The organism is Aeromonas sp. EERV15, from assembly GCF_900079845.1.
Lineage (GTDB): Bacteria > Pseudomonadota > Gammaproteobacteria > Enterobacterales > Aeromonadaceae > Aeromonas > Aeromonas sobria.
This window is the reverse complement of the sequence record NZ_FKKY02000001.1, coordinates 296312-322286: the sequence shown is the minus strand read 5'-3', so window position 1 is coordinate 322286 and position 25975 is coordinate 296312. Positions and strand designations below refer to the sequence as shown.

General features: G+C 55.7%; 24 protein-coding genes. 13 read left to right on the top strand and 11 right to left on the bottom strand.

Annotated elements, in window-relative coordinates; genetic code table 11:
* Nucleotide 1: 1 nt before the first annotated feature.
* Nucleotides 2-1345 carry a Na(+)-translocating NADH-quinone reductase subunit A gene (locus BN4575_RS01430; RefSeq protein WP_042019975.1) on the bottom strand — a complete coding sequence of 448 codons (1344 nt, stop codon included), beginning with the start codon at nucleotides 1343-1345 and terminating at the stop codon, nucleotides 2-4.
* A 437-nt stretch (nucleotides 1346-1782) separates the two neighbouring features.
* Complete coding sequence (locus tag BN4575_RS01425; RefSeq protein WP_068976832.1) at nucleotides 1783-2097, bottom strand: BolA family protein; 315 nt, start codon at nucleotides 2095-2097, stop codon at nucleotides 1783-1785.
* Nucleotides 2098-2300: 203 nt separating this feature from the next.
* On the opposite strand from BN4575_RS01425, the gene BN4575_RS01420 reads away from it, so the two are divergent.
* From BN4575_RS01420 to BN4575_RS01400, 5 genes are all read left to right on the top strand, one after another.
* Entirely contained in the window at nucleotides 2301-3434 is a 1134-nt protein-coding gene (locus BN4575_RS01420) for a methyltransferase (protein WP_068976831.1), read from the top strand.
* A gap of 17 nt (nucleotides 3435-3451) precedes the next feature.
* Nucleotides 3452-4036 (top strand): YajG family lipoprotein, encoded by a 585-nt coding sequence (locus tag BN4575_RS01415; protein WP_042019980.1) that lies wholly within the window; start codon nucleotides 3452-3454, stop codon nucleotides 4034-4036.
* Nucleotides 4037-4038: 2 nt separating this feature from the next.
* Nucleotides 4039-4626, top strand: coding sequence for a peptidylprolyl isomerase (locus BN4575_RS01410; RefSeq protein WP_042019982.1), 588 nt, complete (start codon nucleotides 4039-4041; stop codon nucleotides 4624-4626).
* Between the two features lie 178 nt (nucleotides 4627-4804).
* Entirely contained in the window at nucleotides 4805-6178 is a 1374-nt protein-coding gene (locus BN4575_RS01405; protein ID WP_068976830.1) for an AmpG family muropeptide MFS transporter, read from the top strand.
* Between the two features lie 156 nt (nucleotides 6179-6334).
* Nucleotides 6335-7195 carry a nucleoside-specific channel-forming Tsx family protein gene (locus BN4575_RS01400; RefSeq protein WP_068976829.1) on the top strand — a complete coding sequence of 287 codons (861 nt, stop codon included), beginning with the start codon at nucleotides 6335-6337 and terminating at the stop codon, nucleotides 7193-7195.
* 105 nt (nucleotides 7196-7300) lie between these two features.
* Here BN4575_RS01400 and BN4575_RS01395 read toward each other — a convergent pair whose 3' ends face one another.
* On the bottom strand, nucleotides 7301-7783 hold the full coding sequence (locus tag BN4575_RS01395; RefSeq protein ID WP_042019988.1) for a YajQ family cyclic di-GMP-binding protein: 483 nt from the start codon (nucleotides 7781-7783) through the stop codon (nucleotides 7301-7303).
* A gap of 199 nt (nucleotides 7784-7982) precedes the next feature.
* Here BN4575_RS01395 and BN4575_RS01390 point away from each other — a divergent pair, with 199 nt between their 5' ends.
* The gene (locus BN4575_RS01390) at nucleotides 7983-8948 is read left to right on the top strand and encodes a ketopantoate reductase family protein (protein ID WP_068976828.1); all 966 of its coding nucleotides are present in this window, start codon (nucleotides 7983-7985) and stop codon (nucleotides 8946-8948) included.
* A 38-nt stretch (nucleotides 8949-8986) separates the two neighbouring features.
* Nucleotides 8987-9547, top strand: coding sequence for a DJ-1 family glyoxalase III (locus BN4575_RS01385; RefSeq protein WP_068976827.1), 561 nt, complete (start codon nucleotides 8987-8989; stop codon nucleotides 9545-9547).
* 111 nt (nucleotides 9548-9658) lie between these two features.
* On the opposite strand, the gene BN4575_RS01380 is transcribed toward BN4575_RS01385, so the two are convergent.
* Nucleotides 9659-9865 (bottom strand): hypothetical protein, encoded by a 207-nt coding sequence (locus BN4575_RS01380; RefSeq protein ID WP_042019992.1) that lies wholly within the window; start codon nucleotides 9863-9865, stop codon nucleotides 9659-9661.
* A 131-nt stretch (nucleotides 9866-9996) separates the two neighbouring features.
* Here BN4575_RS01380 and dinB point away from each other — a divergent pair, with 131 nt between their 5' ends.
* The 6 genes from dinB to rlmM all read left to right on the top strand — a co-directional run bounded on the left by dinB (nucleotide 9997) and on the right by rlmM (nucleotide 16615).
* Nucleotides 9997-11061 carry a DNA polymerase IV gene (dinB, locus tag BN4575_RS01375; RefSeq protein WP_068976826.1) on the top strand — a complete coding sequence of 355 codons (1065 nt, stop codon included), beginning with the start codon at nucleotides 9997-9999 and terminating at the stop codon, nucleotides 11059-11061.
* 61 nt (nucleotides 11062-11122) lie between these two features.
* Nucleotides 11123-13264 (top strand): methyl-accepting chemotaxis protein, encoded by a 2142-nt coding sequence (locus tag BN4575_RS01370; RefSeq protein ID WP_068976825.1) that lies wholly within the window; start codon nucleotides 11123-11125, stop codon nucleotides 13262-13264.
* Nucleotides 13265-13547: 283 nt separating this feature from the next.
* Nucleotides 13548-14468, top strand: a complete 921-nt coding sequence (locus tag BN4575_RS01365; protein WP_042019998.1) for a transcriptional regulator GcvA — start codon at nucleotides 13548-13550, stop codon at nucleotides 14466-14468.
* A complete protein-coding gene (locus BN4575_RS01360) occupies nucleotides 14461-15090 on the top strand; it encodes an alpha/beta family hydrolase (RefSeq protein WP_068976824.1) in 630 nt (209 codons plus the stop codon). Before BN4575_RS01365 ends, BN4575_RS01360 begins: the two co-directional genes overlap by 8 nt.
* A gap of 51 nt (nucleotides 15091-15141) precedes the next feature.
* The gene (locus BN4575_RS01355; RefSeq protein ID WP_068976823.1) at nucleotides 15142-15528 is read left to right on the top strand and encodes a DUF423 domain-containing protein; all 387 of its coding nucleotides are present in this window, start codon (nucleotides 15142-15144) and stop codon (nucleotides 15526-15528) included.
* Nucleotides 15521-16615 carry a 23S rRNA (cytidine(2498)-2'-O)-methyltransferase RlmM gene (gene rlmM, locus BN4575_RS01350; RefSeq protein ID WP_068976822.1) on the top strand — a complete coding sequence of 365 codons (1095 nt, stop codon included), beginning with the start codon at nucleotides 15521-15523 and terminating at the stop codon, nucleotides 16613-16615. The genes BN4575_RS01355 and rlmM overlap by 8 nt, the downstream gene beginning before the upstream one ends.
* An 81-nt stretch (nucleotides 16616-16696) precedes the next feature.
* Here the strand turns inward: rlmM and BN4575_RS01345 are convergent, their stop codons facing one another.
* The 7 genes from BN4575_RS01345 to queF form a co-directional block, all read right to left on the bottom strand.
* On the bottom strand, nucleotides 16697-17155 hold the full coding sequence (locus BN4575_RS01345) for a hypothetical protein (protein ID WP_068976821.1): 459 nt from the start codon (nucleotides 17153-17155) through the stop codon (nucleotides 16697-16699).
* A 117-nt stretch (nucleotides 17156-17272) separates the two neighbouring features.
* Complete coding sequence (locus BN4575_RS01340) at nucleotides 17273-18280, bottom strand: isocitrate dehydrogenase (protein ID WP_068976820.1); 1008 nt, start codon at nucleotides 18278-18280, stop codon at nucleotides 17273-17275.
* Between the two features lie 159 nt (nucleotides 18281-18439).
* On the bottom strand, nucleotides 18440-19228 hold the full coding sequence (gene xni, locus BN4575_RS01335; RefSeq protein WP_068976819.1) for a flap endonuclease Xni: 789 nt from the start codon (nucleotides 19226-19228) through the stop codon (nucleotides 18440-18442).
* A gap of 150 nt (nucleotides 19229-19378) precedes the next feature.
* Nucleotides 19379-20734, bottom strand: coding sequence for a nucleotide 5'-monophosphate nucleosidase PpnN (gene ppnN / locus BN4575_RS01330; protein WP_068976818.1), 1356 nt, complete (start codon nucleotides 20732-20734; stop codon nucleotides 19379-19381).
* 148 nt (nucleotides 20735-20882) lie between these two features.
* A complete protein-coding gene (locus BN4575_RS01325; protein WP_068976817.1) occupies nucleotides 20883-22481 on the bottom strand; it encodes a GGDEF domain-containing protein in 1599 nt (532 codons plus the stop codon).
* Between the two features lie 83 nt (nucleotides 22482-22564).
* A complete protein-coding gene (locus tag BN4575_RS01320) occupies nucleotides 22565-24844 on the bottom strand; it encodes a tetratricopeptide repeat protein (RefSeq protein ID WP_068976816.1) in 2280 nt (759 codons plus the stop codon).
* 170 nt (nucleotides 24845-25014) lie between these two features.
* Nucleotides 25015-25863, bottom strand: coding sequence for an NADPH-dependent 7-cyano-7-deazaguanine reductase QueF (gene queF, locus BN4575_RS01315; protein WP_068976815.1), 849 nt, complete (start codon nucleotides 25861-25863; stop codon nucleotides 25015-25017).
* Between the last annotated feature and the right edge of the window lie 112 nt (nucleotides 25864-25975).

Sequence of the window (25975 nt, the reverse complement as noted above, 5' to 3'; positions counted from 1 at the left end):
CTTAACCTTCCAGTTCAATCTTGGTCAGGCACTCACGCAAGACTGGGCCGTACTCTGTCTTGCCAGGGCAGACAAAGGTACAGAGCGCCAAATCTTCCTCATCCAGCTCCAGGCAGCCCAGTGCTTGCGCACCATCGCTATCGCCAGAGATCATGTCTCGCAGCAGCAAGGTTGGCAGGATGTCGAGTGGCATCACCCGCTCATAGCTACCAATCGGTACCATGGAGCGGTCACTACCGTTGGTAGTGGTGGTGAAGTTGATCAGCTTGCCCTTCATCAGGTGAGAGAGGGTGGTGCGGGTGATCGAGAACTTGTTGGCGCTGGGGTTGATCCAGCCAAGGAACTCTTTCTCGCGACCTTCACCCAATGCACAGACCTGATTGTGATAACGGCCCAGGTAGTCGTGAACCCCTTCGGCTTTGGCACCACTGAGGATCGATCCGGAGATGACACGGTTTTCGTCGGCACGCAGCTCATTGTTGGTCAACTGGCTGATACAGGCACCCAAACGGGTACGCAGCAGACGCGGTTTGAGCACGTTCGGACCGGCCAGCGCGATCACCTTGTCGGTGCAGATCTGACCTGTGGTGAACAACTTGCCGAATGCGATCACATCCTGATAGTTGATATGCCACTGCACCTTGGTGCTACTGACCGGATCCAGGAAGTGGATATGGGTACCTGGCAAACCGGCAGGGTGTGGCCCGACGAAGATCTCTTCCTTGACCTGAGCCAGCGGAGAGTGGGGCAGACTGCCTTCGCCTTTACAGACATAGACGCTACCGTCGGTCAGGCGGGTCAGGACGGCCAGACCATCGAGGAATGCCTGGGGCTGTTCCTTGATAATCAGCTCGGCACTGGCGGCCAGCGGGTTGCTGTCCATAGCAGTAACAAAGATGGCGCGCGGGGCAGAGCCTACCGCCGGCACTTTGCTGAATGGACGAGTACGCAATGCAGTCCATTGACCTGATGTGATCAGGATCTCTTGCACCTTGCTGCGCTCGAGCTTGGCCAGCTCGGCAGAAGCAACATGCTCAAAGGTCACCTGTTCATCAGATCCGTCGAGGTCGATGACCACAGACTGGAGAATACGTTTGGCACCACGGTTGATTTCTGAAACCACACCGGTGGCGGGAGCTGTGAATTTAACGCCCGGATTCTTCTTATCTTCAAAAAGATCCTGACCTTTGATGACGCGATCACCTACTTTGACGAACATAGTAGGTCGCATCCCCACGAACTCCTCGCCCAGTGTCGCAACACGGGTGATGGCGGGGCCATCGTAGATTACTTGCTCTGGCGCACCCAGCACGGGGATGTCCAGTCCTCTTTTGATTGTAATCATACTCAATTGCACTACCGTTACGGGAAGAGAGGTTGGTTAGCGCCGAGAAATACATCACGACGGGTGGTTGAATGAGCCGCTGCTGTGGTCACGCCAAATATTCAGGCTTAACAATTATTCAACATGCAAGGTCACTCAAAAGCGCTTGAGTTTACCACTTAAGGTGCATTTTCTGCCATGCAAAATGGGCAAAATCCCCGTGCCATCACAAAATTAACCTGCAATGAATAAGCCTCTGATGCCTTGTAAGTCGTGGTTTTAAAGGTTTTTTTATTTGGATACCTCGATAGGGGTATTTGTTGTTATCTCAGCTATCAACAAAAGTGATCACCCTGCAAAACACCCCTTTAGATGTAGCCTTTTACGGTCTAATTGGGGAAAGTTGTTACATTTTTGTGTGGCGCGCCCCAGTGGGGGGGATGAGGGCTGCGCTTTGATCAGAAGAGGGACGGCTTGCCAACGCAGCTCGGGGTACGGGGGGCATTGCCCTTCTCCTGCCACTCGTTCTCTGTGTAGGTATGCAGAGCCAGTGCATGAACAGCGCCTGCCAGCTCATCGGCCAGAATGGCATTGACCTGGCGATGGCGAGCCAGCAGCCGTTGCCCTGCAAATTGCTCGCAGACGATCACCACCTTGAAGTGGCTCTCTGAACCCGGTTCCACACGGTGCATGTGGCTTTCGTTGATCACCTCCAGCAGAGTCGGGGAGAGGGCGGCGGTCAGCTTGGCTGCAATCAGTTGTTGGATAGTCATCGGGTCTGCTTCCAGAGTGAATGTCGGGCCATTCTAGCGGCAGTTGCGGTATGGAATAAGCCCCCGAAAGGGAGAAATCGCCGTCGTTCGCCCGCTTGATGCGCATCGAACTGGTGAAATTTCTGCTCCTCGCTAGAATAGCGCCACTTTGCGTCACCCCTGGCGCCTGTATACACGAACCAAGCCGAGGTTGGACTCTTCCTATGCAAACCCTTCTCGACACTCCCCACTGCCAGCTCATGCTCTACCGCTATCCGCGCCAGAGTCAGGAGACCCTGCAAGCCTGGGATGCGGCTGACGAATATCTGATCAACACCCTGGCTGAATCTCCCCTCGAGCAGGCGGGCCCGGTGGTCATCATGAATGACGGCTTCGGGGCGCTGGCGGCATACCTGCATCCTCACTCCCCTTGCTGCGTCACCGACTCCTATATCAGCGAACGGGCGACCTTGGCCAATCTGGCCGACAACGGACTCGATGCTGACGGGATAACGCTGCAGGATGGGCTGGCACCGCTGCCGAATGCCCCCGTGCTGGTGGTGATCAAGGTCTCCAAATACCAAGCGCTGCTGGAGCAGCAACTGCTGGCGTTGCGTCAGGTGGTGACACCGGCAACCCGCGTCATCGCCGCTGGCAAGGCGAAGGATATTCATACCTCCACGCTCAAGCTGTTCGAAAAGTATCTGGGGCCGACCCGTACTTCGCTGGCTTGGAAAAAGGCGCGCCTCATTCACTGCGAGCCGCAGGCAGAGCAACCCGCGCTGACCAATCCGTTCCTGACCGTCTGGCCGCTGGAGGGGACCGACATGCTGATCCACAACCATGCCAACGTTTTCTCGCGCACCAGTCTCGATATCGGTGCCCGCTTTATGCTGGACAATTTACCGATCAACAGTGCGCGGAAAGTGATCGATTTGGGTTGCGGCAACGGGGTGCTGGGCCTCTCGCTGCTGGCCAAAGACAGCGAGGTCGAGGTGACCTTTATCGATGAATCCTATATGGCGGTCGCTTCGGCACAGCTGAACGTCGAGCACAATCTGCCCGATGCACTGCCGCGTGCCCGCTTTATGGTCAACAACTGTCTCGACGGGGTGGCGGTCGGTTCGGCAGATCGGATCCTCTGCAATCCCCCCTTCCATCAGCTGCAGGCGATCACCGATCATATCGCCTGGCAGATGTTCAGTGATGCGCACCGGGTGTTGCCTCAAGGGGGTGAACTCTGGATAGTAGGCAACCGTCATCTGGACTATCACAACAAACTCAAACGCTTGTTTGCCAACGCACAAGTCGTTGCGTCGAACAGCAAATTCGTTATTTTGAAAGCCATCAAACGCTAAAGCCAAAGGAAACCATGATGAAAAAGTCACTCTTGCTGCTGGCCGCCCTGATGCTGGGCGGGTGTGCCACTCATTGGCCGGAGACGGCGCTGCTCAATCCGCAGGTGATCCCCGCCAACCAACAATACTACTCTGGCAACCGCATTACCATGGAAGGGGTAGACAAGCGTGAGGCTGCCTACGTCTTCTCCATCAAACATAAAGAGAAAGCGCCGGTGCTGGTCAATAGCGAACGCCCGCTCAATCTGCTGATGGCCGAGCGGCTGGCCGAAGGGCTGCGCAGCCAGGGTCTGGAAGTGGGCAACAGTGGCACCACCAACCTGACACTGGTGATCTCCAATGCGGCGGTCAACGTGGAAGAGAAGACCTTTACCTATGTCACCAAGTCCCGCGTCAGCCTGCAGGTGATCGCTGATTTCCAGGGCAACCGTCTGACCAAGCAGTTCAACATGTCCTCCAGCAAGGAGAGCCCGAGCGAGCCGGGCATGGCCGATCTGGAATCGACCCTGAACCTGCAACTGGGCAGCGTGCTGCAACAGATCATGGCGGATGACGCGCTGCGTGGTTACCTGAAAGGTCAACCGAGCGGTGCAGGGGTCTGATGATGAAAAAACTCTGGTTACTGGCCATGTTGATCGCCCCGTTGGCATTTGCTGGCCCGAAAGTGAGATTGGAGACCAACCACGGCAATATCGTGGTGGAGCTGGCGTCCAAACAAGCCCCCCAGACGGTGAAGAACTTCCTGCGTTATGTGGCTGATGGCAGTTACGATGGCAGCCTGTTCCACCGGGTGATCCAGGACTTTGTGGTGCAGGGGGGCGGCTACAACCAGCAGTTCCAGCAACTGCCCACCTTTGACCCCGTGATCAACGAGTCTCGTGGAGGTCTGCCCAACAAACGCGGCAGCATTGCCATGGCCCGCACCCAATCGGTCGACAGCGCCACTCGCCAGTTCTACTTCAATCTGGTCGACAACAACAACCTCAACGCCGGTGGCGCTGCGGGTTATACCGTGTTTGGTCAGGTGGTACAGGGGATGGATGTGCTGGACAAGCTGGCTCAGGTGCAGACCGGTTACAGCTCCATTCTGCGCGCCAACGATGTGCCAACCAGCCCCATCATTCTGAAGAAGGTGGTGCTACTGGCTGAAACTGCGGCGGACAAGAAAGTCGACAAGAAAGCCGGCAAGTAACCTCGCCGGACGCGGTTCGTCACTGCGATCCCGTCATGCTCCATGCAAGGCACATCCCGCTTGAGATGTGCCTTTTCTCTATCCGGGCTTCTTTGCGCCGATCTCTTTGCTCGCCTTGGCTATCGGCCATCAACCTGCCAAAATGGCGCACTTTTCCAAAGTCGTCAGGTAGTTAAACATGGTCCGCAAACCAAGCTGGAGAGAGTCCCTCGCCGTTTATCTCGAATTTCGGGTATTTATTCTCTTTGCTATGGGTTTCTCATCGGGCCTGCCGCTGTTGCTGGTGTTCGGTACCCTCTCATTCTGGTTGCGCGAAGCCGATGTCAGTCTGACCGATATCGGTTACATGAGCTGGGTTGCACTGGCCTATGGTTTCAAGTGGTTGTGGTCACCGCTGGTGGATCGTATGCCGCTGCCGCTGCTCTCGAGACTGCTGGGTCGTCGCCGTAGCTGGATGTTCTTCTCCCAGTTGCTGATCGCCGCGGCGCTGGTTGGCATGGCGTTCTGCGATCCCAAGACCGGGTTGGCTCAACTGGCGATGTTTGCCCTGCTGGTAGCCTTTGCCTCGGCGACACAAGATATTGTCATTGATGCCTATCGTATCGAGTCCGCCCCCGAGCGGCTGCAGGCAGCGATGGCTGCCTCTTATATGACCGGTTACCGGCTGGCGATGATCATGGCAGGCGCGGGTGCGTTGGCGCTGGCGGCCTGGTTTGGCAGCAATAGCGGTTATGACTATCGTGGCTGGCAAATTACTTATCTGGTGATGGCGGGCCTGATGTCGCTCGGGGTTATTACCACCCTGTTTTGTCACGAACCGGATATCGATCTGGCGGGGCAGGGTGAGCAACAGGCCGAGCGCAAGGCGCTGCTGCTGGAAAAAGGCTGGCCTGCTCTGCTGGCGAGTGCGGGGGCCTGGGGCTACGAAGCGGTCTGGTGTCCGTTTGCCGATTTTTTCCGTCGCTATGGTAGCTCGGCGCTGCTTATTTTGGCGCTGATCGCCTGTTACCGGGTGGCTGATGTGGTGATGGGGGTGATGTCCAACAGTTTTTACGTGGATATGCAGTTCAGCAAAACCGAAGTGGCCAGTATCACCAAGGTATTTGGAGTCATCATGACCCTGGTCGGTGCCGCGTTGGGGGGAATACTGGTGATGCGTTTTGGTACCTTGCGTATTCTATTTCTCGGCGCATTGCTCACCGCCAGCACTAATTTGCTGTTCGCCCTGCTTCATCAGGTGGGCCACAACCTGGAGCTGCTGACCCTGATCATCTCGCTGGATAACCTCAGCGCCGGTATTGCAACCGCGGCTTTCGTGACCTATCTCTCCAGTCTGACCAATGTGGCGTTTTCAGCGACCCAGTACGCCTTGTTCAGCTCGGTGATGTTGCTATTGCCCAAGTTGCTGGCCGGTTTCTCGGGGCAGGTGGTGGAGCAGATTGGCTACAGTACCTTCTTTGTCGCGACCAGTGTGCTCGGCTTGCCGGTGTTACTGTTGATTGTTTTGGTAGCCAGAAAGGGGAATCAGTTGCTATCTGCTACTGACAAATAGCAAGCGTTTGCGTAAAATGCGGGGTGATTAGATTCACACTTCCGGATAAAGTTCCCGAGAAGTTGTTTCTACCCCTATTTTATTTGATTAGAATTGCTCTCGCTCCTTGTGGGCAGGCTACGGAAAACCTCAACTAACGTACAAGAGACCAATAAAATGGCCAAATTTACCAAGACGCTTATCGCTGCCGGTCTGCTGGCTGCTGCCGCTACCCCGGCCTTTGCTGCTGATTACAGCGGTGATATCCACAAGAATGATTTTAAATGGATGCAGTTCAACGTAATGCATACCATTGACCAGATGCCACATGGCCCTGATGGTTACAACGACACTTATTTCGAAATGGAGTTCGGTGGTCGTTCCGGTATTTTTGACCTGTATGGTTACGTCGATGTTTTCGATATCTTTGATTCAAAACACAGTGACAAACATGACAAAGAGAACCTCTTCATCAAGTTTGCACCTCGCATGTCTATTGATGCTCTGACAGGTAAAGACCTTTCAGTTGGCCCTATCAAAGAACTGTATGTTGCATCTCTCTTTAACGCAGGCGGGAGCCACGGTTCTTTTGAATCTTTTGTTGGTTTGGGTACTGATGTTGAAGTGCCTTGGTTTGGTAAAATGGGCATGAACCTTTACAAGCGCCATGTCAACGAAAGTGGCAGTATTTACAATATCCCACGTAAAGATGACACGGATAAAAAGAACGGCACAAAATTCGACACTAGCGGTGAGGGCTGGAATGGATATCAGTTCTCTATTACCTGGTTTAAGCCTTTCTATACCTTCTCCAATGGTAGTTTCATGGCGTATCAGGGTTACCTTGATCATTTGTTTGATGCTGAAGGAAGTTCCACTGATGGGACTAATACCTTCCATGGTATCTACTGGCATTCCGATCGTTATGCTGTTGGTTATGGTCTGAAGTATTTCAACGATACTTATGGTATTCAGAATAGTGATGCTTTGAAAACTACAGGCTTTGGTCACTATTTCTCCGCTACCTACAAGTTTTAATAGAACTTGGGGTACAAAAAACCGGAGCATTTGCTCCGGTTTTTTTATGGCTGCGATTTATAGCGTGGCACGAGTCAATGAGTGCGCCACGGCTGAGTGGATAAATTAATCGCGGAAGTTCTGGAACTGCATCGGTTGACCCAGCTCGGCGCCACGCACCAGTGCCATGGCTTCTTGCAGATCGTCACGCTTCTTGCCGGTGACGCGCACTTCATCCCCTTGAATGGCAACTTGCACCTTGATCTTGGAGTCCTTGATCAGCTTGACCAGCTTCTTGGCGATCTCTTTTTCGATCCCCTGCTTGAACTTGACGGTCAGGTGGAAGCGCTTGCCGGAGTGAACGCTGTCCCCAGCTTCCATCGAGCTGTTCTCAATATTGCGCTTGAGCAGGGCGGCGCGCAGGATCTCGACCATCTGCTTGAGCTGGAAGTCGGCATCAGCCTCCAACTTTACTTCTTCTTTGTTCAGCTCGAAGCTGGCTTCAACACCACGAAAATCGAAACGGGTCGCCAGTTCACGATTGGCGTTCTCGACGGCGTTCAACACCTCGTTCATTTTGACTTCTGAGACAATATCGAATGACGGCATTTCAGGGCTCCTCATGTTGCGCTATAGGTGGGCAAATCTACCAGAAAATCGGCAAATTTGCTGATTTTGATAGGGCCGCTCTGCTAGAATCCCCTGCGCACAGAACGGGTGGACCCGTTAGTGTCCATTCATGATATCTTCAATTTCCTTCGGTAACAGGTTGAGAGGAATGCAACCCTTACCCTGACAGAGTCACATCATGCCAAGCGGATTTAAGAGTTCCCGACAGCTTGCTACCCCTGCTGTTATTCCACCTGTTATCCCGCAGTGGTCACTGTTGGGATGCGGCGCCCTCGGCGGCGTGGTTGCCTCCCTGTTGACCATCAGCGGCCAATCAACCCGTGTCTTGTTGCGCGATCACCATCAGTCCACGCTCCATCCGGGGACCGATTTCACCTCGCTGGAAGGGCAGGTGCAACTGCTTAATATCGAGCGCGGATTTGTCAGCAAACCCGGCAAGATCAAGCGTCTGCTGGTGATGACCAAGGCCAGCCAGGTTATTGCCGCTCTGACGCCGCTGGCAGGTAAACTGGACGCCGCGGTACCGATTGTGCTGCTGCACAACGGGATGGGGATTGCCGAGCAGGTAGTCGAGATGTTCCCGCACAATCCGGTGATTGCCGGGGTCACCAGCCATGGTGCCATGCGCTGCGGCCATTTTGTCTTCCGCCATACTGGCAAGGGTGAAACCTGGCTTGGCCCGATCAATGAGGCTGCCAAGGCTTATGCCGGATTGGCGGATGATCTTGCTGTTGCCCTCGGTCAGGCCGGCTGGGATGAGCATGTTTTGGCTCGTCAGTGGCAAAAGTTGGCGATAAATTGTGCCATCAATCCGCTTACTGCGCTCTACAAGCTGAAAAACGGCGAGCTGGCTGGCCCCCGTTTTGCCGATGTCCTGCAGCAGATCTGCGTGGAAGTGGCGGATGTGATGTGCGCCGAAGGTATTGCCACCACGGCTGAAGAGCTGCAGCGCCGGGCGATGACAGTGGTCGAGTTGACTGCCGACAACTACTCCTCCATGTATCAGGATATGGAGCTGGGACGAGAGACCGAGATTGAGGCCATCACCGGCTTCCTGCTGAGCAAGGCGGCCAAGCATGGTATCGCCGCACCGGTCAATCAGGGGCTCTATCAGGCGATCAAAGAGAAGAGTCAGGCAGTCTGACCTTTTTACACGGCAGAGCAAGCTGCAAGGAGGCTGAAGTGAGTGTACTGGTGCTGGTGGCCCCTGGGTCTGAAGAGATTGAGACAGTTGCCATCGTTGATACCCTGGTGCGTGCTCGCATCGAGGTAGTGTTGGCCTCTTGTTGTCCTGCCGGGTTACGGCAGATCCGCGCCTCGCGCGGAGTACAACTGGTGGCCGATTGTCACATCGACGAGCTGACCAGTCGGGACTTTGAAGCTATCGTAGTGCCTGGCGGTTTGCCCGGCAGCGAAGTGATCCGCGATACCCCGCTGGCAATCGACCTGCTCAAAGAGCAGGCAGTACTTGGCCGCTGGCGCGCTGCCATCTGTGCCGCCCCCGTGGTGGTGTTGCAACATCACGGCCTGCTGGATGGCGCCATCGTCACCTGTCATCCCGCCTTTCAGCCCCAACTACCGACATCGTTGTTGTCCCGTGAGCGGGTGGTCAGGGATGAGGCTCATCACCTTATTACCAGTCAGGGGCCGGGCAGTGCCATCGAGTTTACTCTCGAACTGGTACGGGTGCTGCGCGGGGATGAGCTGGCGATGGCGGTGGCAGGCCCCATGGTGCTGCCCTGACCGCACTCTGCTGATGAATCAAGTTAGCCATGCTTTGAAAAACGGGCCCCGGTCATCTTGACCGGGGCCCGTTTGTTATCAGCCGTTGTCGATCACGCCATCTTGTCCGGCTCAGTAGTCGTACTGTTTACATTGCTTGCTCTCGAACTCCCCGCGCCAGCGCGACAACTCCTGTTCGGTACCTAGCGTGTCCCCTTTCTTGATAGCCTGTTCCAGTATCTCAATCCGGTCGTACAGCCAGCGGCACTCTGCCGTCGGGTTGTTCTTGCTGATGCCAGCCATCGGCAGTAAACAGAGTCCCAGCCAAACATATTTCATCCCGAACGCTCCTTGTCATTGTGATGATAAAGGTCTCCTTGGAGTCTATTATTCTAGCCGCAATGAGAGAGATAGAGCTACTGCTGTCCTTGGGGTAAGATGATGCTATGTCTGTTTATTTATACAGTGGTATGCGCAAGATCATCCATATCGACATGGACTGCTTTTTTGCCGCCGTGGAGATGCGGGACAACCCCTCACTGCGGGAGGTGCCGCTGGCCATCGGTGGTGCCTCCGAGCGGCGTGGCGTCATCTCGACCTGCAACTATGTAGCGCGCCGCTTCGGGGTGCGCTCCGCCATGCCGAGCGCACTGGCGAAAAAGCTCTGTCCGCCGCTGGTGCTGATCCCCGGGCGAATGGCGGTTTACAAAGATATCTCCCGCCAGCTCAGGGCTATTTTCCTCCGTTATACCGATCTGGTGGAACCGCTGTCGCTGGACGAGGCTTATCTCGATGTGACCCATAGCACCTGCTGCGGCGGCAGTGCCACCTTGATGGCCCAGGAGATCCGTCAGGCCATTGTCAGCGAACTGGGCCTGACCGCCTCGGCCGGGGTGGCACCGAACAAGTTTCTGGCCAAGCTCGCCTCGGAGCAGCGCAAGCCTGATGGGTTGTTTGTCATTCGCCCCGATGAGGTGGCGGAGTTTGTCTGCCAGTTGCCCCTTGGCAAACTGCCCGGGGTCGGTCGCAAGACTGCCGAGCGGCTGGAGGCGCAGGGGCTTTACACCTGTGAGGATGCGCGAGCCTTGCCTGCCGACGAGCTGTGCCGCCGTTTTGGCAAGTTGGGCGAGATGCTTACGACCCGGATCTGGGGTCTGGATGAGCAGCCGGTGCAGGCGCACCGGATCCGCAAAACCATCGGAGTGGAGACCACGCTGGCAAGCGATCTGTCGAACGAGGAGGCTTGCTTGACGGTATTGCAGCAGTTGCTGCCGGAGCTGGAGCGGCGTTTCCAGGCTGCCTGTTGTGCCGAGCAGGTGATGGGACAGGGGATTAAAATAAAATTTGCCGACTTCCATCAGACTACTGTCTATCGCAGCCAAGGCGGCTATCAGGCCAGCCTGTTTATCCCTTTGCTAAAAGAGGGTCTGCTGCGTGCGGAAGGGCGTTCGGTGCGCTTGCTGGGGCTGGTGGTGGGGTTGCCAAAAGAGGGGGAGGTTAACCAGCTATCACTGGATTTGCTGTGGGATGGTTAAGTTTTTGTTTATAAAGTCGATAATCTACCCATATCGCTCTCTCTTACATAGGAACATTGGCATGAGCGCACTTTCTGTCCAGGGCCGGATTACCCTGATCGCTGGCTGCTGTCTATTGGTCACCGCTGCTGCGCTGGTCGCTTCCTCGATATATAACGCGGACAAGATGCAGCAACAGGTGCGACAAGCCACCATGCAGGATGCTCAGCAGTCAGCCGAGAACTGGATGAAGGCGATGGGCTCCGAACAGGCGGCCAAGGTGACCAGCTATCTCGATGAGGCCTATTTTCGGGCCAGTTTGCTGGCCGAGAGCGTGTTGTTCCAGCGCAAGAATGCGGCCGACAACTTTGTTCATTCGGAGGCGCTGCGCAGTGCCATCAATCAGCAGTTACACGATGCTGCCGCCTCATCCACCAATTTGCTCGGGGTATACGCGGTGTTCGAGCCTGACCAGCTGGATGGAGAGGACAGCAATTATCAGGGCTCGACCGAACTTGGCGCCAACGACAAGGGACGGTTCTCCTCCTACTGGGCCTATGACAATGGCAAGCTGGTTGCCGAGGTGCAGAACGAGGATGTGCTTGCTGACGAGACACCTACCGCTGCTGGCGGGGTCGAAAACGAATGGTATCGCTGCAGTATCCGCTCCCGCGGACTCTGTTTGCTGGAGCCCTATCTGGACGATGTTGGCGACAAAAAAGTCTTGATCACCTCGGTCACCGCACCCTTGCTTGATCAGGGGACATTGCTGGGAATGGTCGGGGTCGATATCTCCCTGAGCACTTTGCAAAATCTGGTTTCAGCGATGGATAAGGAGCTCTATGACGGCCAAGGCAAGATATTGCTGGTGAGCCATGAGGGGCGAGTGGCGGGGGCGGATCAGTTTGAGGTGACCCTGGGGCGCGGATTGGGTCAGCAGTATCAAGGGTTGGCCACCGAGCTGAAAGGGTGGCTCAGCCAGGGACAAGAGCTGAGTCGCTGGAGCAGCGATGGTGCCCTGTTGCAAACCTTTATGCCGGTATCGATGCGGGGTACCGACGGTAAATGGGGTATCTATATCGAGTTGCCAAGGGCCGTGGTGCTCGCTTCGGCCCAGCAACTGCAGGATGATCTTGCCAGTGAGGCCAATCGTAGCGTGGTCTCGCAGCTGATGATCGGGGTGCTGATTTCACTGGTGGCGTTGATTTTTATCTGGCTGATGGCGCGCCAGATAGTGGCCCCTATTCACGCCGTGGTGGCCCGTCTCAAGGACATCGCTACCGGTGAGGGGGATCTGACCCAGCGTATCGAGATCCAGCGACAAGACGAAATTGGCGAGTTGGCCAAGTGGTTCAACAGTTTCCTCAACAAGCTGCAATCCACCATCAGTCAGGTGATTGATACGGTTGCCGGCACCCGCAGCAGTGCCGAGCAGGCGGCGCAAGTTGCCGAGCGCACCAGCAGTGGTATGCAGGCCCAGTATCAGGAGATCGATCTGGTGGCGACCGCATTTGAAGAGCTCAGCGCCACGGCGCTGCAGGTCTCCGGTAATGCCAGCTCTGCAGTTGCGGCGGCCAACACCACAGATGCTGCGGCGCAAGAGGGTAAATATGTGGTCGCAGATACCCAGGCAGCGATGCGCAAGCTGATGAACATCATCAACGATGCCCAGCCGGTGGTGGAACGGCTCGCCGCCAACAGTGACAACATCAATGACATCCTTATCGTGATCCAGGGGATTGCCGAGCAGACCAATTTGCTGGCATTGAATGCGGCGATCGAGGCGGCGCGGGCCGGTGAGCAGGGCCGTGGTTTCGCGGTGGTGGCTGATGAGGTGCGTAATCTGGCAGGTCGCACCCAGAATGCCATCGTCGAGATCCAGACTCTGATCAGCCTGCTGCAATCCGGTACCGGCGCCGTGGTCAAGGCGATCCGCGATGGCCATGCTCAGGCGGACGAGACCCTCGCCAAGGTGGACCTCTCGGTGCAGGTGCTAGAGCAGATCATCCAGTCAGTTTCCACCATCCATCAAATGAACGAGCAGATTGCCCGTGCAGCCCAAGAGCAGAGCCGGGTGGCAGACGAGATTAATCGCAACGTCAGCAACATTCGCGATGTGAGCCATACCATCCGTGCCGAAGCGGCGACCTCTGCCGAAAATGGTCGGGAGTTGTCGGTACTGGCAGATAAACAGCAGCAGTTGGTGGGGCAGTTCAAAGTGTAAAGGGATGAAAAAAGGCGCCATCCGACTGGAGGCGCCAAACACATTCAGATGACAGACGGGGTCAAATCGAGAAGATTTGAGCCCCTCTTCCCGCAGAGGAAGTAACACAACACCACAATCACAGTCGAAAGACTCACGAAAAACACATGTAAACCAACATGTAGTAGAAAATGTGAGCCATATGACGACTGATTGCTGGGCGAATTATGTTTATTCACTGGTCTGCCCGCAACCGACAAATTATAATGCGCCCCATTAGAAAAACTCATCGTCGGCTGGTGTCATGTCTCGTCGTTTACCACCGCTTAATGCCCTCAAGGCGTTTGAAGCAGCGGCTCGCCACTTAAGCTTTACCCGCGCAGCAGAAGAGTTGTTTGTGACTCAAGCTGCCATCAGTCATCAGATCAAGGCGCTGGAGGAGTATCTTGGTATCAAGTTGTTTCGCCGTAAAAATCGCTCCTTGTTGCTGACCGAAGAGGGGCAGGGCTATTTTCTCGACATCAAAGATATTTTTACCTCCATCTCGGAGGCGACCGACAAGTTGCTGGCCCGCAGCGCCAAGGGGGCGCTGACCGTCAGTTTGCAGCCGAGTTTTGCCATCCAGTGGCTGGTGCCACGACTGGTGCGCTTCAGCGAGCGTCACCCGGATATCGATGTGCGGATCAAGGCGGTCGACCTCGATGAAGGGGCGCTTACTGACGATGTGGATGTCGCCATCTATTACGGGCGCGGCAACTGGCCCGGCCTGCGGTGCGACAAATTGCACACCGAATACCTGATCCCGGTCTGTTCCCCCTTGCTGCTGACCGGGCCCAAGCCGCTCCGGACACCGGATGACCTGATCCGTCATACCTTGTTGCACGATACCTCACGCCGCGACTGGAAGGCCTGGTTCCGCCAGCTCGATATCGATGCCCCCAACGTCAATCAGGGGCCTATTTTCAGCCACTCGACCATGGTGATCCAGGCCGCTATCCACGGTCAGGGGGTAGCCCTTGGCCACAGTGTGCTGGCTCAGCCAGAGATCGAAGCGGGTCGTCTCATCTGTCCGTTTGAGCAGGTGCTGGTGAGCAAGAATGCCTTCTACCTGGTGTGCCAGGAACAACAGTCTGATCAGGGCAAGATCGTTGCTTTCCGCGACTGGATGCTGGAGCTGGTGGAGCAGGAAGAAGCCCGGCGCAGGGCGTTGCTCGGCGATGATTGATGTGCTGAGGGAGGGGGCCGTTGATGCCCCCGTTCGCATTTTGCTGGCCCATGGCGCTGGCGCGGGGATGGATCATGCTTTTCTTGCGGAGCTGTCACGCCTGCTGGCGGGGCCCGAGATCGAAGTGGTGCGCTTTAACTTCCCCTACATGACCAAACGGGCACAAGATGGCAAGCGCCGCCCGCCGGACAGGCAGCCGCTGTTACTCGAGCATTGGCGCCAGATGGTGCGGGAGTTTGCTCATCCACGGCTATTTTTGACAGGTAAGTCGATGGGGGGACGGATGGCCGCCGAGTTATATCATGACGGTGGCGATGCGATGAATGCTGCAGGATTGCTCATTCTCGGGTATCCTTTCCACCCCCCGGCAAAGCCTGACCGCTGGCGGGGGGACGTGCTCAAGCAAATAAAGGTACCTACTCTGCTGTTGCAGGGAGAACGCGACACCTTCGGCAGTCGCGCCGAACTGGCAGAATTCCCCTTCTCACCCAACGTATCGGTCCATTGGTTGACCGATGGCGATCATGGTTTCAAACCACGAAAAGTCAGCGGTGTGAGCGAGCAGGAAAACATGCAGTATGCCGCGGATACCATCAAGCACTTTGTTGCCCTGCGCGGGTAGCCAAGTGGTGATGGTTGATGTGCCGGGCCTGACAAGACAGGAATAATGAGGATGCAGATCCACCGACATTGGCTTGTTCTAGCGGGCTTTTTTGGCCTGACCGGGACCATGCTGGGCGCTTATGGTGCTCACGGTCTGGCGGCGAGCGGTACTACCCCCGCGCTGTTGGCCGCATTCAATACCGCCGTGCAATACCAGTTTTTTCACACATTGGCCCTGCTGGTACTGGGCTTTTGTGGCGTGCGCAGCAAGGTGATTAACCTGGCTGGCACCGCATTTGTGCTGGGGATCTTCGGATTCTCCGGCAGTATTTACGCCATGGTGCTGCTTGGCAGCAAAGGGTTGGGGCTTATCACCCCGGCTGGTGGCCTCTGTTTTATGTTGGGATGGGTAGCTCTGATATGGGCTGGCTGTCGTCTTGGAGGAAAAAATGAATAATCTGCTGCTTTATTGCCGCCCCGGTTTTGAGAAAGAGGCGGCGGCAGAGATCACCGAGCGTGCCAGTAGCATGCAGTGCTACGGTTTTGCCCGGGTCAAGGACGACAGCGGTTATGTGATCTTCGAGTTGTATGATGAGGAGCAGGCCGATCTGTTGGCCCGCAAACTGCCATTCAAAGAGCTTATCTTTATTCGTCAGATGCTAGTGGTGACCCACGAGCTGAAGGATCTGGATGTCTCCGATCGGATTTCACCGATCATTGAAGCGACCAGTGAATACACCATTTGTGGTGATGTACGGGTTGAGACCGCTGACACCAACGAAGCGAAAGAGCTGTCAGCTTTCTGCCGCAAGTTCACTGTGCCGCTGCGTCAGGCGCTGCGTAGCAATGATCGCCTGACCAAGAAGGAGACGCCGCACCGTCCGGTGTTCCACGCCTTCTTCATGGCTAACGATCACCTGTTGCTGGGTTACTCCTACTCGTTCAACAACTCCGAATTCCACATGGGGATCCCGCGTCTGCGTTGTCCGCCGGATGCACCGAGTCGCTCCAGCCTCAAGCTGGAAGAGGCGTTTTACGTCTTTGTTCCCCGTGAAGAGTGGGAGTTGCGCCTCTGCTCCGGCCTGAAGGCAGTGGACCTGGGCGCTTGCCCGGGTGGCTGGACCCATCAGCTGGTACGTCGTGGCATGATGGTAACCGCAGTGGATAACGGCACAATGGCCCAATCCCTGATGGATAGCGGTCAGGTCAAGCACCTGCGCGATGATGGTTTTGTCTGGCGTCCGAGCAAGAAGAATACCTACTGGCTGGTGTGCGACATGGTTGAGAAACCGGCGCGGGTCGTCCACATGATCGCGGACTGGTTCCGTGAGAATGATTGTCAAGAAGCGATGTTTAACCTAAAGCTGCCGATGAAGAAGCGCTATGCCGAAGCGGTACACAACATTGAGGTGTTGCGTGGCATGCTTAAAGAGATCGATAACGCCTTTGTGATCCAGGCCAAGCAGCTCTATCACGATCGTGAAGAGATCACCGTGCATGTTTATAACAAGTACTGGATCTCCAAGCTGCAAGCCAAGGAGTAAGCTCCTTCGCGAGAGGCTGATCAAAAAAACCGACCGCAGTGATGCGGTCGGTTTTTTTTGCTTGGCGGGATGGGAGTTCCGTCAGAAGCGGTAATCCAGGCGCAGGGATGATTCATCATCGGTCAGCTTTAACTCTATTTGCAGCGGAATGGTCTTATCGAGCGGGCTGAACTGCATTTTGAGCCCATCACCGCGTAATCTGACGGAAGTATGCATCCCCCCTGCCTTGAATTTGACCTTGGGTCGAAAGCGCTCGACTGACAGGCTGACGCTCTTCTCCGGGGTCAGATTAAGTTGCGGGTAGGAGGTGATTTTCTGATTACCAACGCTATCGGTAGACACCTCGATGCCAAACGAGAGGGCTTTGGGGGCCTTGAGCAGGTCGTTGGTATCCAGGCTGGAACGCCAGACTTCGGTAGCGGCCCGTTTATCTTGCAGTGGCAGCCTGGGGCTTTGACTCTTTTGAGTCAATTCGAATGCCCCGACACTGCTACTGAGCAGTAGCCAAACTGGGATCAGATAGAGCCCACCTCCGTTCATAAACAAGCCTCCTTGCTATCCGTATCTTTAGAACATAGTTGCTGTCCAGTATCCGGGAAAGGAGTAGGAGATATAAAAAAGGGAGCCGAAGCTCCCTTTTTAAATCAATGGATTAACTCACAGTCGATCGATGATCGCCTGGGTGAATTCACTGGTGGAGGCGCTACCGCCCAGATCGCGGGTGACCCGATCACCGGATTCGATGGTAGCTCGTACTGCCTCGCGGATCCGCTCCGCCTTATCCTGCATGCCGAGGTACTCCAGCATCTGGATGGAGGCGAGGATCACCGAGGTCGGGTTGGCAATGTTCTTGCCCGCGATGTCGGGAGCAGAGCCATGCACCGCCTCGAAGATGGCTGCGCCATCGCCGATATTGGCACCCGGTGCCATACCCAGACCACCCACCAGACCGGCGCAGAGATCCGAGAGGATGTCACCGAACAGGTTGGTGGTGACCATCACGTCGAAACGCTCCGGATACATCACCAGATTCATGCAGGCGGCGTCGACGATCATCTCTTCGCTCTGGATATCCGGGTAGTGGCTGGCGATTTCGCGAGCCACTTCGAGGAACAGGCCAGAGGTCGATTTGAGGATGTTGGCCTTGTGGATGATGGTGACCTTCTTGCGCCCTTCCTGACGAGCCAACTCGAAGGCGAACTTGACGATGCGCTCGGCTCCATCGCGGGTGATGATGCTCATCGCCTCGGCGCTCTTGTTGTCATCGCTGCGCTTCTGACCGGCACCCGAGTACATTCCCTCGGTGTTCTCGCGCACCGTGATGATATCTATGTTCTCGTAACGGCTTTTGGTGCCCTTGAAGGAGATAACCGGACGTACGTTGGCGTAAAGGTTGAACTTCTTGCGCAGGGAGACGTTGATCGAGGTAAAACCGCCACCGACCGGCGTGGTCAATGGCCCTTTCAGGCTGACCTTATTCTTCTCAATCAGATCCAGGGTTGCCTGGGGCAGCAGCTCACCATGTTTTTCGAGGGCAACCAGACCGGCATCCGCATATTCGTATTCAAAATCGCAGCCCGCATGGGTCAGGATCTGGATGGCTGATTCGATGATGCTGGGGCCGATGCCGTCGCCGGGGACCACGGTAATTTTTCTTTTGGACATGAGAGGGTTCCACTTCCAGGGTATAGGGGAGGATGGGGCTGCTTTATAGCATTTACTCAGCAAACCAACCACATTCCTTTACATTCTACTCATTTTCATCAACAGCGAGGGTGAGTCTCGTCATGGTTCGCGCCCTTGCCTGCATTTTTCTTCGGTAATTCACCCTGGCTGAGGCGGGTAACGGATGTCCCGCAGGTTGAACCCCAGCACGATATCCCGTTGCAAGCGCACCAGCCGCTGGGCTAGCAAGGCATCCTCCTGATGCTGGCGCAACTTGAGCAGGAGTTTACTGGCGTCCTCTTGCTGGCAAGCGGCCAGCATGGCCGTTAAATTCCCGTATTGTTGCACCAATTGCGTTGCGGTTTTGGGGCCAATACCGGGTACCCCCTTGATATTGGAACCATTGATACCGGTCAGAGCCCAGAAGTCGACCAGTTGAGCCGGTTCCACTCCATATTGCTGCTGGACGAAGGCCGCATCCAGCCAGCGTTTGTTGAAGTAGTCGCGAACCTGGATCTGCGGGCAGAGTAACTGGCAGAACCCCTTGTCGGTGGAGATGATGGTCGCCTGATGGCCGTGACTGGCGATGCCGCAGGCCAGGGTGGCGATAAGGTCATCCGCCTCATCGGTCTCGGAAAGCAGGGCATCGACCCCACACTCCCAGAAGGCATCCTGCAGGGTCGCCAGCCCTTCACGCAGCTCGGGGGGCATGGGGGTGCGCCCCTCTTTGTAGGCCGGATAAACCCCTTTGCGCCAGCTGTGTATCTCCCCATCGAACACGGCTATAACATGGGTCGGTTCGCTATTGGCGAGCAGCTTACGGCAGGTATTGATAAGGTTGGCACGGGTGGCAACCAGCGCCTGGGCCGGTGTCAGCGCCTGCTGGGTTTGCACCGCATGCAGACGGCGAATGAGGTTGAGGGCATCGATGATAAGCAGGTGTGGCATGGGGCACTCTTGGCAGTCAGGACGCGCTATTGTAGCAACTGCTTGGCTTGATGGGAGTTTTTCGGTGTAATCCGCACGCCAGAGAGTAAAAAGGGAGGGGCGCCAGTGCGCCCCTCCCTTCGTATTGCGATGCCTGCTTGCTGACGATCGTCAGCGCACTATCTCGTAGCAGGGCACATACTGGCTGCCAGGTAGCTTCATTCGCTGCTGTTTAACGAAGCTTTCCAGTAGCTTGTCCATCAGGTGCATCAGCTCCTTGTCACCATGCAGCTTGAAGGGGCCCTTTTTCTCGATGGCGCGAATGCCCCCTTCCTTGACGTTGCCAGCGACTATGCCTGAGAAGGCCCGACGCAGGTTGGCGGCAAGCAGTTGCGGCGGTTGATTGCGATGCAGATCCAGGCCGGCCATGCTGGCGTGATCCGGCTCAAACGGTAGCTGGAATTCCGGCTCAATCTTGAGCGACCAGTTGAAGGAGTAGGCATCACCGACCGATTTGCGATATTCACGGATCTTCGGCATCGCCTCTTTCATGGTGCGAGCCACTTCCGGTGCATCGCCCACGATAATCCGATACAGCTTGGTCGCCGGTTCACCCAGGGTGGCCTTGATGAAATCATCGATAGCACGGAAGTAATCTTCGCTCTCTTTCGGGCCAGTCAAAATAATCGGGATCGGCTGCCGCTCGTTGGCTGGGTGCATCATGATGCCAAGCAGATAGAGCAGCTCTTCGGCGGTACCGACCCCACCCGGGAAGATAATGATGCCATGGCCCAGACGGACAAAGGCCTCCAGCCGTTTTTCAATATCCGGCAGGATCACCAGCTCGTTGACGATGGGATTGGGCGGTTCTGCGGCGATGATCGAGGGTTCGGTCAGACCTATGTAGCGACCGTTACGTACCCGTTGCTTGGCATGGCCAACCGTTGCACCCTTCATCGGCCCTTCCATGGCGCCGGGGCCACAGCCGGTACAGATATTGAGTTCGCGCAACCCCAGTTCGCTGCCCACTGCACGGGTGTACTGATACTCAATTTGATTGATGGAGTGACCACCCCAGCAGACGATCAGGTTGGGATCGGCACCCGGCAGGATCACCTTGGCGTTGCGCAGGATGGCGAACACCACGTTGGAAATATGGGTAGAGTTGGTCAGGTTGACCAGGCGGTTGGATTCGAGCTGATTGGAGACATAGAGAATATCGCGCAGTACCGAGAACAGATGCTCTTGAATGCCGCGGATGATCTCGCCATCAACGAAGGCGTGCTCGGGAGCATTGAACAGCTCCAGCTTGACCCCGCGTTCGCGCCGGATCACATGAATATCGAACGATTTGAAGCGCTCCAGGATCTCCTTGGAGCTGTCGGTATGGCTACCGGAGTTGAGCACTGCCAGCGAGCAGTTGCGAAACAGTTGATAGATATCGCTGGAGGCAGTTTGCTTGAGGCGGTCCACCTCAAGCTGCGACAGCAAGTCCATGCTGCCGACGGGATTGATGTGCGTAATCATAGGTTCCCCTTACTCATCTTGTTATCGTTGTGTTTTTCCCTGGGGAGAAAAGGGGACGCCATGTTGCATCCCCTGAAGTTGATAGTAGTGGCAAGGGTGGGGTGAGGGAAATAGGGGGGGGACTGATCGCTGTTTTTTTAGTCACCGATCAGGCCAGTGTCACCTGGTCTCGTCCGCCGTGTTTGGAGTGATAGAGCGCCTGATCTGCTCGCTCAAATACATCGGACGGATTATCACCCTCCTTGAACAGGGTGGCACCGATAGAGATGGTGATCTCTACCTTGGCATCACGAAAACGGAACGGGATGCTCTTGATGGTCTGACGCAAGGTTTCAAGGGGGGTTTGAAATTTGTCTGGGTTGATGTTGGGCAGCAGCACGACAAATTCTTCTCCACCAAAGCGGGCAATAAAATCGGTATCACGCAGGGCGCTTTGCAGGGCCTTGGCGACCACTTTCAAAGCTTTGTCGCCGGCCAGATGGCCGTAGTTATCATTGATGTTCTTGAAGTGGTCGATGTCGATGATCGCCATGCATAGCGGGCTGCCGTAACGTAGCCAACGTTTGTATTCCTGCTCAAGCCGTTCATCGAGTGCGGCCCGGTTGTGGACCTGAGTCAGGCTGTCGAGGAACAGTTTGTGTTTTTGGATGGTCAGCCGCTTTTTGTATTCGGCTGTCTCATCCTTCATCAACCGCAACTTGGACTCCATGCTCGAGAGGCGGGTGAGCAGATGGCGCTCTCTGGTGGCTGTGTTATCGCGATCTTGCAACAGCAAATTGATGGCACCCATATGGCCGGAGATGGCCTGTTTGAGTGCATCAAAGGTGTGTTGGTGAGCCAGCGAATGGTCGATAGCCTGCAGCTGGTTGACCAGCGCTTTGCGCGTTTCCGTGGTCTCATTTTGCAGCGCCCGGCCTTCATCGAGTGACTCGGTAAACCCGACATGGACTGCTGACAGACTCTCGTTGAGGGAGCTCAGGAACGCGCGGGAAGCTGTGCGCTCCTCACGGGTGCCTTCGATGATAAGTTCGATCACCTGCAAACAGGTTTCGGCCAACAGACCGGGATTGACCCCGACCAGCAGTTGGCGACGGATATCCGCCAGGCTTTCACCGATGGATCCGGCAAAATCGAGTTCGGTGATCAGCCGCTGCAGCTCATCGGCAATGCGAGCGTGATCCTTAAGATCAAAGGGATCTGGATCCGGCGTGATGTCGTTACCGGAGGGATGACTGGCGGCTGATTGCTCGGTAGCGGAGGGCAGTAGCTGGATCTTGATTGCTTGCTGGTAAAACTCCAGCAATTTGATCACCTTGCGCTGATGATCGGCAATGCCATAGCCCGTCGGGCTGGCCAGAAATTCCTTGAGGGATTTGCGGGTATCTTCGGGGAAGCCCTTGATGGTTTTCAGCTGTTTGGAGCCAAGTTCGATGGCGCTCTGGGTCAGGGTTATCGACTCTTCCAGCGCATTACTGTGTTGTTGCAGCAATTTTTCAATGGCCAGCAGATCGGTTTCTAACGCGGTGAAGGCCGGATTGCTATCGAGTTTGGATTTGAGTTTGGCGAAACGGTTGTCCAGTTCACGATCGAAGCCACGGCAGGAGAGCATCAACTTGTTGATAAACAGGATGCCGCGAGCCCGCTCAGCATCGGAGAAAGAGAGAACACCGTCTAGTTCCAGCTGTTTTTGCTGAAGGGATTCCCTGAGCCTGGCTAATTGTCCTGCTACGGCAGCGATGTCATTCATTATCAGGTCGCCCTGTTGTCATTATTGTTTTTGGTGTTTGATAGCAACAGTAGTAAAACCCGGTGTCGAGCTCTGGCTGTTATCTATATTGCTGGTCGGTCATCAATGACTTGCTTCCTTGCAAGCTGATGCCAATTAACCCATTGCTTTTCATGAGAAGAATTGACTTTTACCAGCCCCTTGTCAATTGCCATCAGGCCGCATTGCCACACATCCCCATTAAAAAATGCTGCCTGTTGACAATCGATGGCGGCGAGCTCCAGCCAGGCGTTTTGCTGGTGTTTTTCACTGAGCTGAATGGCTCCCGACAGGGCAAGGTAACAGAGATCAAACAGGCCATTGTGATCAAGCGCTGTTGCCGCCTTGGGCAGGAAGGGGTGACTGACAATCCCCAGGCTTACCCGGCGATCGAGTAGGTAGTGACACGGGAAGGCTGAGATAGCGAGTAGCAGGTCACTGGCCAACTGATGCAGGTTGGCGACATGGCGCTGCGGTACGACATAAAGGAGGTGCCCTTCCCGCAGGTCATAGATACGGCCATCTTGCGGGGTTAAGGTATCGACATAAGCCCCAAACGCCAGCTCAATCTCGCTGCTGGCCTGATAACCATGCTGCTCGAGCGTGTTGCTCAGAAAGGGGACGCGGAACAGCAGATAATGCAGCTTGTCATCAAACTCGCTGGAGGGCTGTTCACTGAGATACCAGCGATCTGATTTCAGCTGGCGTTTGGCCATCTCCCTCGGCCAGCGGTTCATCAATCGTTGCCAGTTGGCTAGCCCGGATCGTGGCTCGATCAGCAAGGCCTCCCCGGTTCGTTTGAGTTGCAGGCGGGTGGTACGCAACTTGAGCCAGAGGGTAAAGAAGAGGTAGATAAAGAGCGCCAGTAGCAGGCTGGTGGTGATGCTTGACCAGAGATAGCGTTCCTGCTGGTGCTTGCTGTGGTTAAGTTGCTGCTCCAGTTCCTTGATATGTTGTACCCGCTCGACCTGGACATAGTTATCACGGATTGCGGCTTGTTCCAGGGCAATCTCTTGTTGGCGCACCTCTTCACCCAACCGGTGGAAACGTTTGTAGCTGTCGAGGGCTTGGCGTACATACCCTTTCTGTTCATATGCCAGCGAGAGCAGGCGGAATACCTCGAACTGACGACGGGTATCGCCAATCTGGTTGGCCAGTGCTCGCGCGTTTTCCAGCTGCAAGATGGCGATGGCCGCTTCCTGCTTCTTGAGATAGAGCTCACCGAGTAATAGCAGGGTGTCGATCAGTGGCTCTTTGGCATCATTGAGCTCATGGGATTGACGTGCGGCGTTGAGGTAGTTGCTGGCCAGCGAGAGATTGCCACTCTGCAGATAGGTTTTGCCGATCTCGTATTTGAGCAGCGAGCTTTTTGGCCGACTCGTCTCGTCATTGAGCAAGTCCAGCGCATTGAAAAAATAGACCAGCGCCATATTGAGGTCGCCCTGATCACGGTTGAGTCGCGCCAGCACCATCAGGGAGTCACAAAGCAGCGACGGGTTGCCGATGGAGTGAAAATAGTTGGCCGCCTCATTGGCATATTGCAGCGCTTTCTGCGGTTCATGCTCCTGCTGATAGAGTTTGACGATCTGGTTCGATAGCAGACCGAGAAACAGCGGATCACTGAGGTTCTTGGCCTGCTGCAGGGCATCAATATATTCCCCCAGCGCCAGTTGTGGCTGTTGCAGCGAGCGATAAAGGTCACCACTGATGGCACTGACCCAGGCGCTGGCAAGGGGATCGGGGGTTTTGGCTGCCCAGATCCGCGCTTCGGCCAAATGGGCTTTGGCATCATCAAAATGTTGAGTGTCGATATCGTAGCTGGTGCGTTGCAGGCGGCTATACACCTGCAACCGACTCTGTTTTAGATTGGGTTTCGCCAGCAGGGTTTCCAGTTCGGCAAGCAAGCTGTGGCTGGTGCTTTGGCTATTTTGACGGAGTCCCTGACTGCGAATTTTCAGGTACAGGCCGTGGGCTTTGAGCTCTGGTTGCTGCTCTTTGTCAGCCAGTGCCATCGCTTGATCGAGCGCTTGCTGGGTAGCCTGGTACTGGCCCAGTTGCAGCAGACACTCCCCCTTGAGCAGGTGAGCCCCGATAGTCTGGGCAACCGTGCTATAGCTCAGGATCGGCTCTCGATAGCCAAACTCTTGGCGATTGTTGATGATTTGCTGAGAATTATTGGCCGCGCGGGTCAGGAAGGCTGAGGTGATCTGGACACATTTGGCTGGGTCGGTCAGTACCATTGATTGTGCTTGCTGCAGATCGATAGATAGCTGTTCTCGGTCCAGGTCCAGATTGGGGGCGGACAGAGAAGACATCATCATGGCCAGAAAAAACAGTTGATTCATTGGATTATGGACGGCGCGGAGGTGAAGGCATGTTATCCAAGCCTCCCCCTGCGAGTCCAGTGTTTACTGTGGGCAGGTTGTGGTTGCACCTGTCACTGTTCGCCCCGCGTGGCCGGGGGCACCAGGGGGATAGAGGGGCCAGTATCTGGCCCCATCCGCGCAGTCAGTGGTTACTGACGGATCAGGCGCAGGTTGGCAGGCACCACTTCAAAATCGGAGCGGAACGGGTTGATATCCAGACCGCCGCGACGGGTATAGCGGGCATAAACGGTGAGCTGCGCTGGCTGGCAGTAGTGCTTGAGGTCGATAAAGATCCGCTCGATGCACTGCTCGTGGAACTCGTTGTGCTGGCGAAACGAGATGAGGTAGCGCAGCAGCTTCTCCCGATCGAGTTTGGGCCCCTTGTAGCGGATCACCACAGATCCCCAGTCTGGCTGGCTGGTCACCAGACAGTTGGACTTGAGCAGGTGGCTGTGCAGGGTCTCTTCTACCTGCTCGCTGCCAGCCGCCCCTTGCAGCAGGGCGGCGTCAAACTGGTAGTTGTCTACCTCGATATCTTGCTCATCGATGCACTCGCCGGGCAGCAGGGCAATCTGATGCGGTGCCTGATCGAGGGGGAACAGGGTGACTTTGACGGTCTCCCCCGCACAGGCGCTCAGATCCTTGGTCAACATCGCAGCCACCGCATCGATGGAGTCGCAACGGGTCTGGTTGAACGAGTTGAGGTAGAGCTTGAAGGATTTTGACTCGATCAGATTCATGCTGGTGGCCGGAATGGTCACCTCACCGAGCGCAACCATCGGCTTGCCCTTGGCATTGAGCCAGGAGAGTTCGTAGAGAGTCCAGACATCGCAGCCGCTAAAGGGCAGGGCATCGCCCAGCTGGAGGTCATCCCGGTTCAGGCTGCGGGGCACCGGCTGCAGCAGGGAGGGGGTGTATTGGCTGATGTAGTCGGCTTGCTGGCCCAGGCTCAGGCCGGTCAGGGCGCTGGCCCCGGCGTATCTATCTTGTTTGTTCACAGATTTACTCACGTAATGTGCTCATAAAGCGTGGATGAACGGAAGGTGAAATGGGGCTATTGCACTGATACCAAGCGATTTTGAGCTGGTAAGGGATGAAGCATGCCCCGTT

What these genes read in the sequence shown, in the direction of transcription:
- BN4575_RS01365 (WP_042019998.1), top strand. Translation starts at nt 13,548, where the DNA reads ATGTCTCGTCGTTTACCACCGCTTAATGCCCTCAAGGCGTTTGAAGCA.
- BN4575_RS01410 (WP_042019982.1), top strand. Translation starts at nt 4,039, where the DNA reads ATGAAAAAACTCTGGTTACTGGCCATGTTGATCGCCCCGTTGGCATTT.
- BN4575_RS01380 (WP_042019992.1), bottom strand. Translation starts at nt 9,865, where the DNA reads ATGAAATATGTTTGGCTGGGACTCTGTTTACTGCCGATGGCTGGCATC.
- BN4575_RS01325 (WP_068976817.1), bottom strand. Translation starts at nt 22,481, where the DNA reads ATGAATGACATCGCTGCCGTAGCAGGACAATTAGCCAGGCTCAGGGAA.
- BN4575_RS01400 (WP_068976829.1), top strand. Translation starts at nt 6,335, where the DNA reads ATGGCCAAATTTACCAAGACGCTTATCGCTGCCGGTCTGCTGGCTGCT.
- BN4575_RS01345 (WP_068976821.1), bottom strand. Translation starts at nt 17,155, where the DNA reads ATGAACGGAGGTGGGCTCTATCTGATCCCAGTTTGGCTACTGCTCAGT.
- BN4575_RS01430 (WP_042019975.1), bottom strand. Translation starts at nt 1,345, where the DNA reads ATGATTACAATCAAAAGAGGACTGGACATCCCCGTGCTGGGTGCGCCA.
- BN4575_RS01340 (WP_068976820.1), bottom strand. Translation starts at nt 18,280, where the DNA reads ATGTCCAAAAGAAAAATTACCGTGGTCCCCGGCGACGGCATCGGCCCC.
- BN4575_RS01320 (WP_068976816.1), bottom strand. Translation starts at nt 24,844, where the DNA reads ATGAATCAACTGTTTTTTCTGGCCATGATGATGTCTTCTCTGTCCGCC.
- BN4575_RS01415 (WP_042019980.1), top strand. Translation starts at nt 3,452, where the DNA reads ATGAAAAAGTCACTCTTGCTGCTGGCCGCCCTGATGCTGGGCGGGTGT.
- BN4575_RS01425 (WP_068976832.1), bottom strand. Translation starts at nt 2,097, where the DNA reads ATGACTATCCAACAACTGATTGCAGCCAAGCTGACCGCCGCCCTCTCC.
- rlmM (WP_068976822.1), top strand. Translation starts at nt 15,521, where the DNA reads ATGAATAATCTGCTGCTTTATTGCCGCCCCGGTTTTGAGAAAGAGGCG.
- xni (WP_068976819.1), bottom strand. Translation starts at nt 19,228, where the DNA reads ATGCCACACCTGCTTATCATCGATGCCCTCAACCTCATTCGCCGTCTG.
- BN4575_RS01390 (WP_068976828.1), top strand. Translation starts at nt 7,983, where the DNA reads ATGCCAAGCGGATTTAAGAGTTCCCGACAGCTTGCTACCCCTGCTGTT.
- BN4575_RS01420 (WP_068976831.1), top strand. Translation starts at nt 2,301, where the DNA reads ATGCAAACCCTTCTCGACACTCCCCACTGCCAGCTCATGCTCTACCGC.
- ppnN (WP_068976818.1), bottom strand. Translation starts at nt 20,734, where the DNA reads ATGATTACGCACATCAATCCCGTCGGCAGCATGGACTTGCTGTCGCAG.
- BN4575_RS01355 (WP_068976823.1), top strand. Translation starts at nt 15,142, where the DNA reads ATGCAGATCCACCGACATTGGCTTGTTCTAGCGGGCTTTTTTGGCCTG.
- dinB (WP_068976826.1), top strand. Translation starts at nt 9,997, where the DNA reads ATGCGCAAGATCATCCATATCGACATGGACTGCTTTTTTGCCGCCGTG.
- BN4575_RS01395 (WP_042019988.1), bottom strand. Translation starts at nt 7,783, where the DNA reads ATGCCGTCATTCGATATTGTCTCAGAAGTCAAAATGAACGAGGTGTTG.
- BN4575_RS01370 (WP_068976825.1), top strand. Translation starts at nt 11,123, where the DNA reads ATGAGCGCACTTTCTGTCCAGGGCCGGATTACCCTGATCGCTGGCTGC.
- BN4575_RS01405 (WP_068976830.1), top strand. Translation starts at nt 4,805, where the DNA reads ATGGTCCGCAAACCAAGCTGGAGAGAGTCCCTCGCCGTTTATCTCGAA.
- BN4575_RS01360 (WP_068976824.1), top strand. Translation starts at nt 14,461, where the DNA reads ATGATTGATGTGCTGAGGGAGGGGGCCGTTGATGCCCCCGTTCGCATT.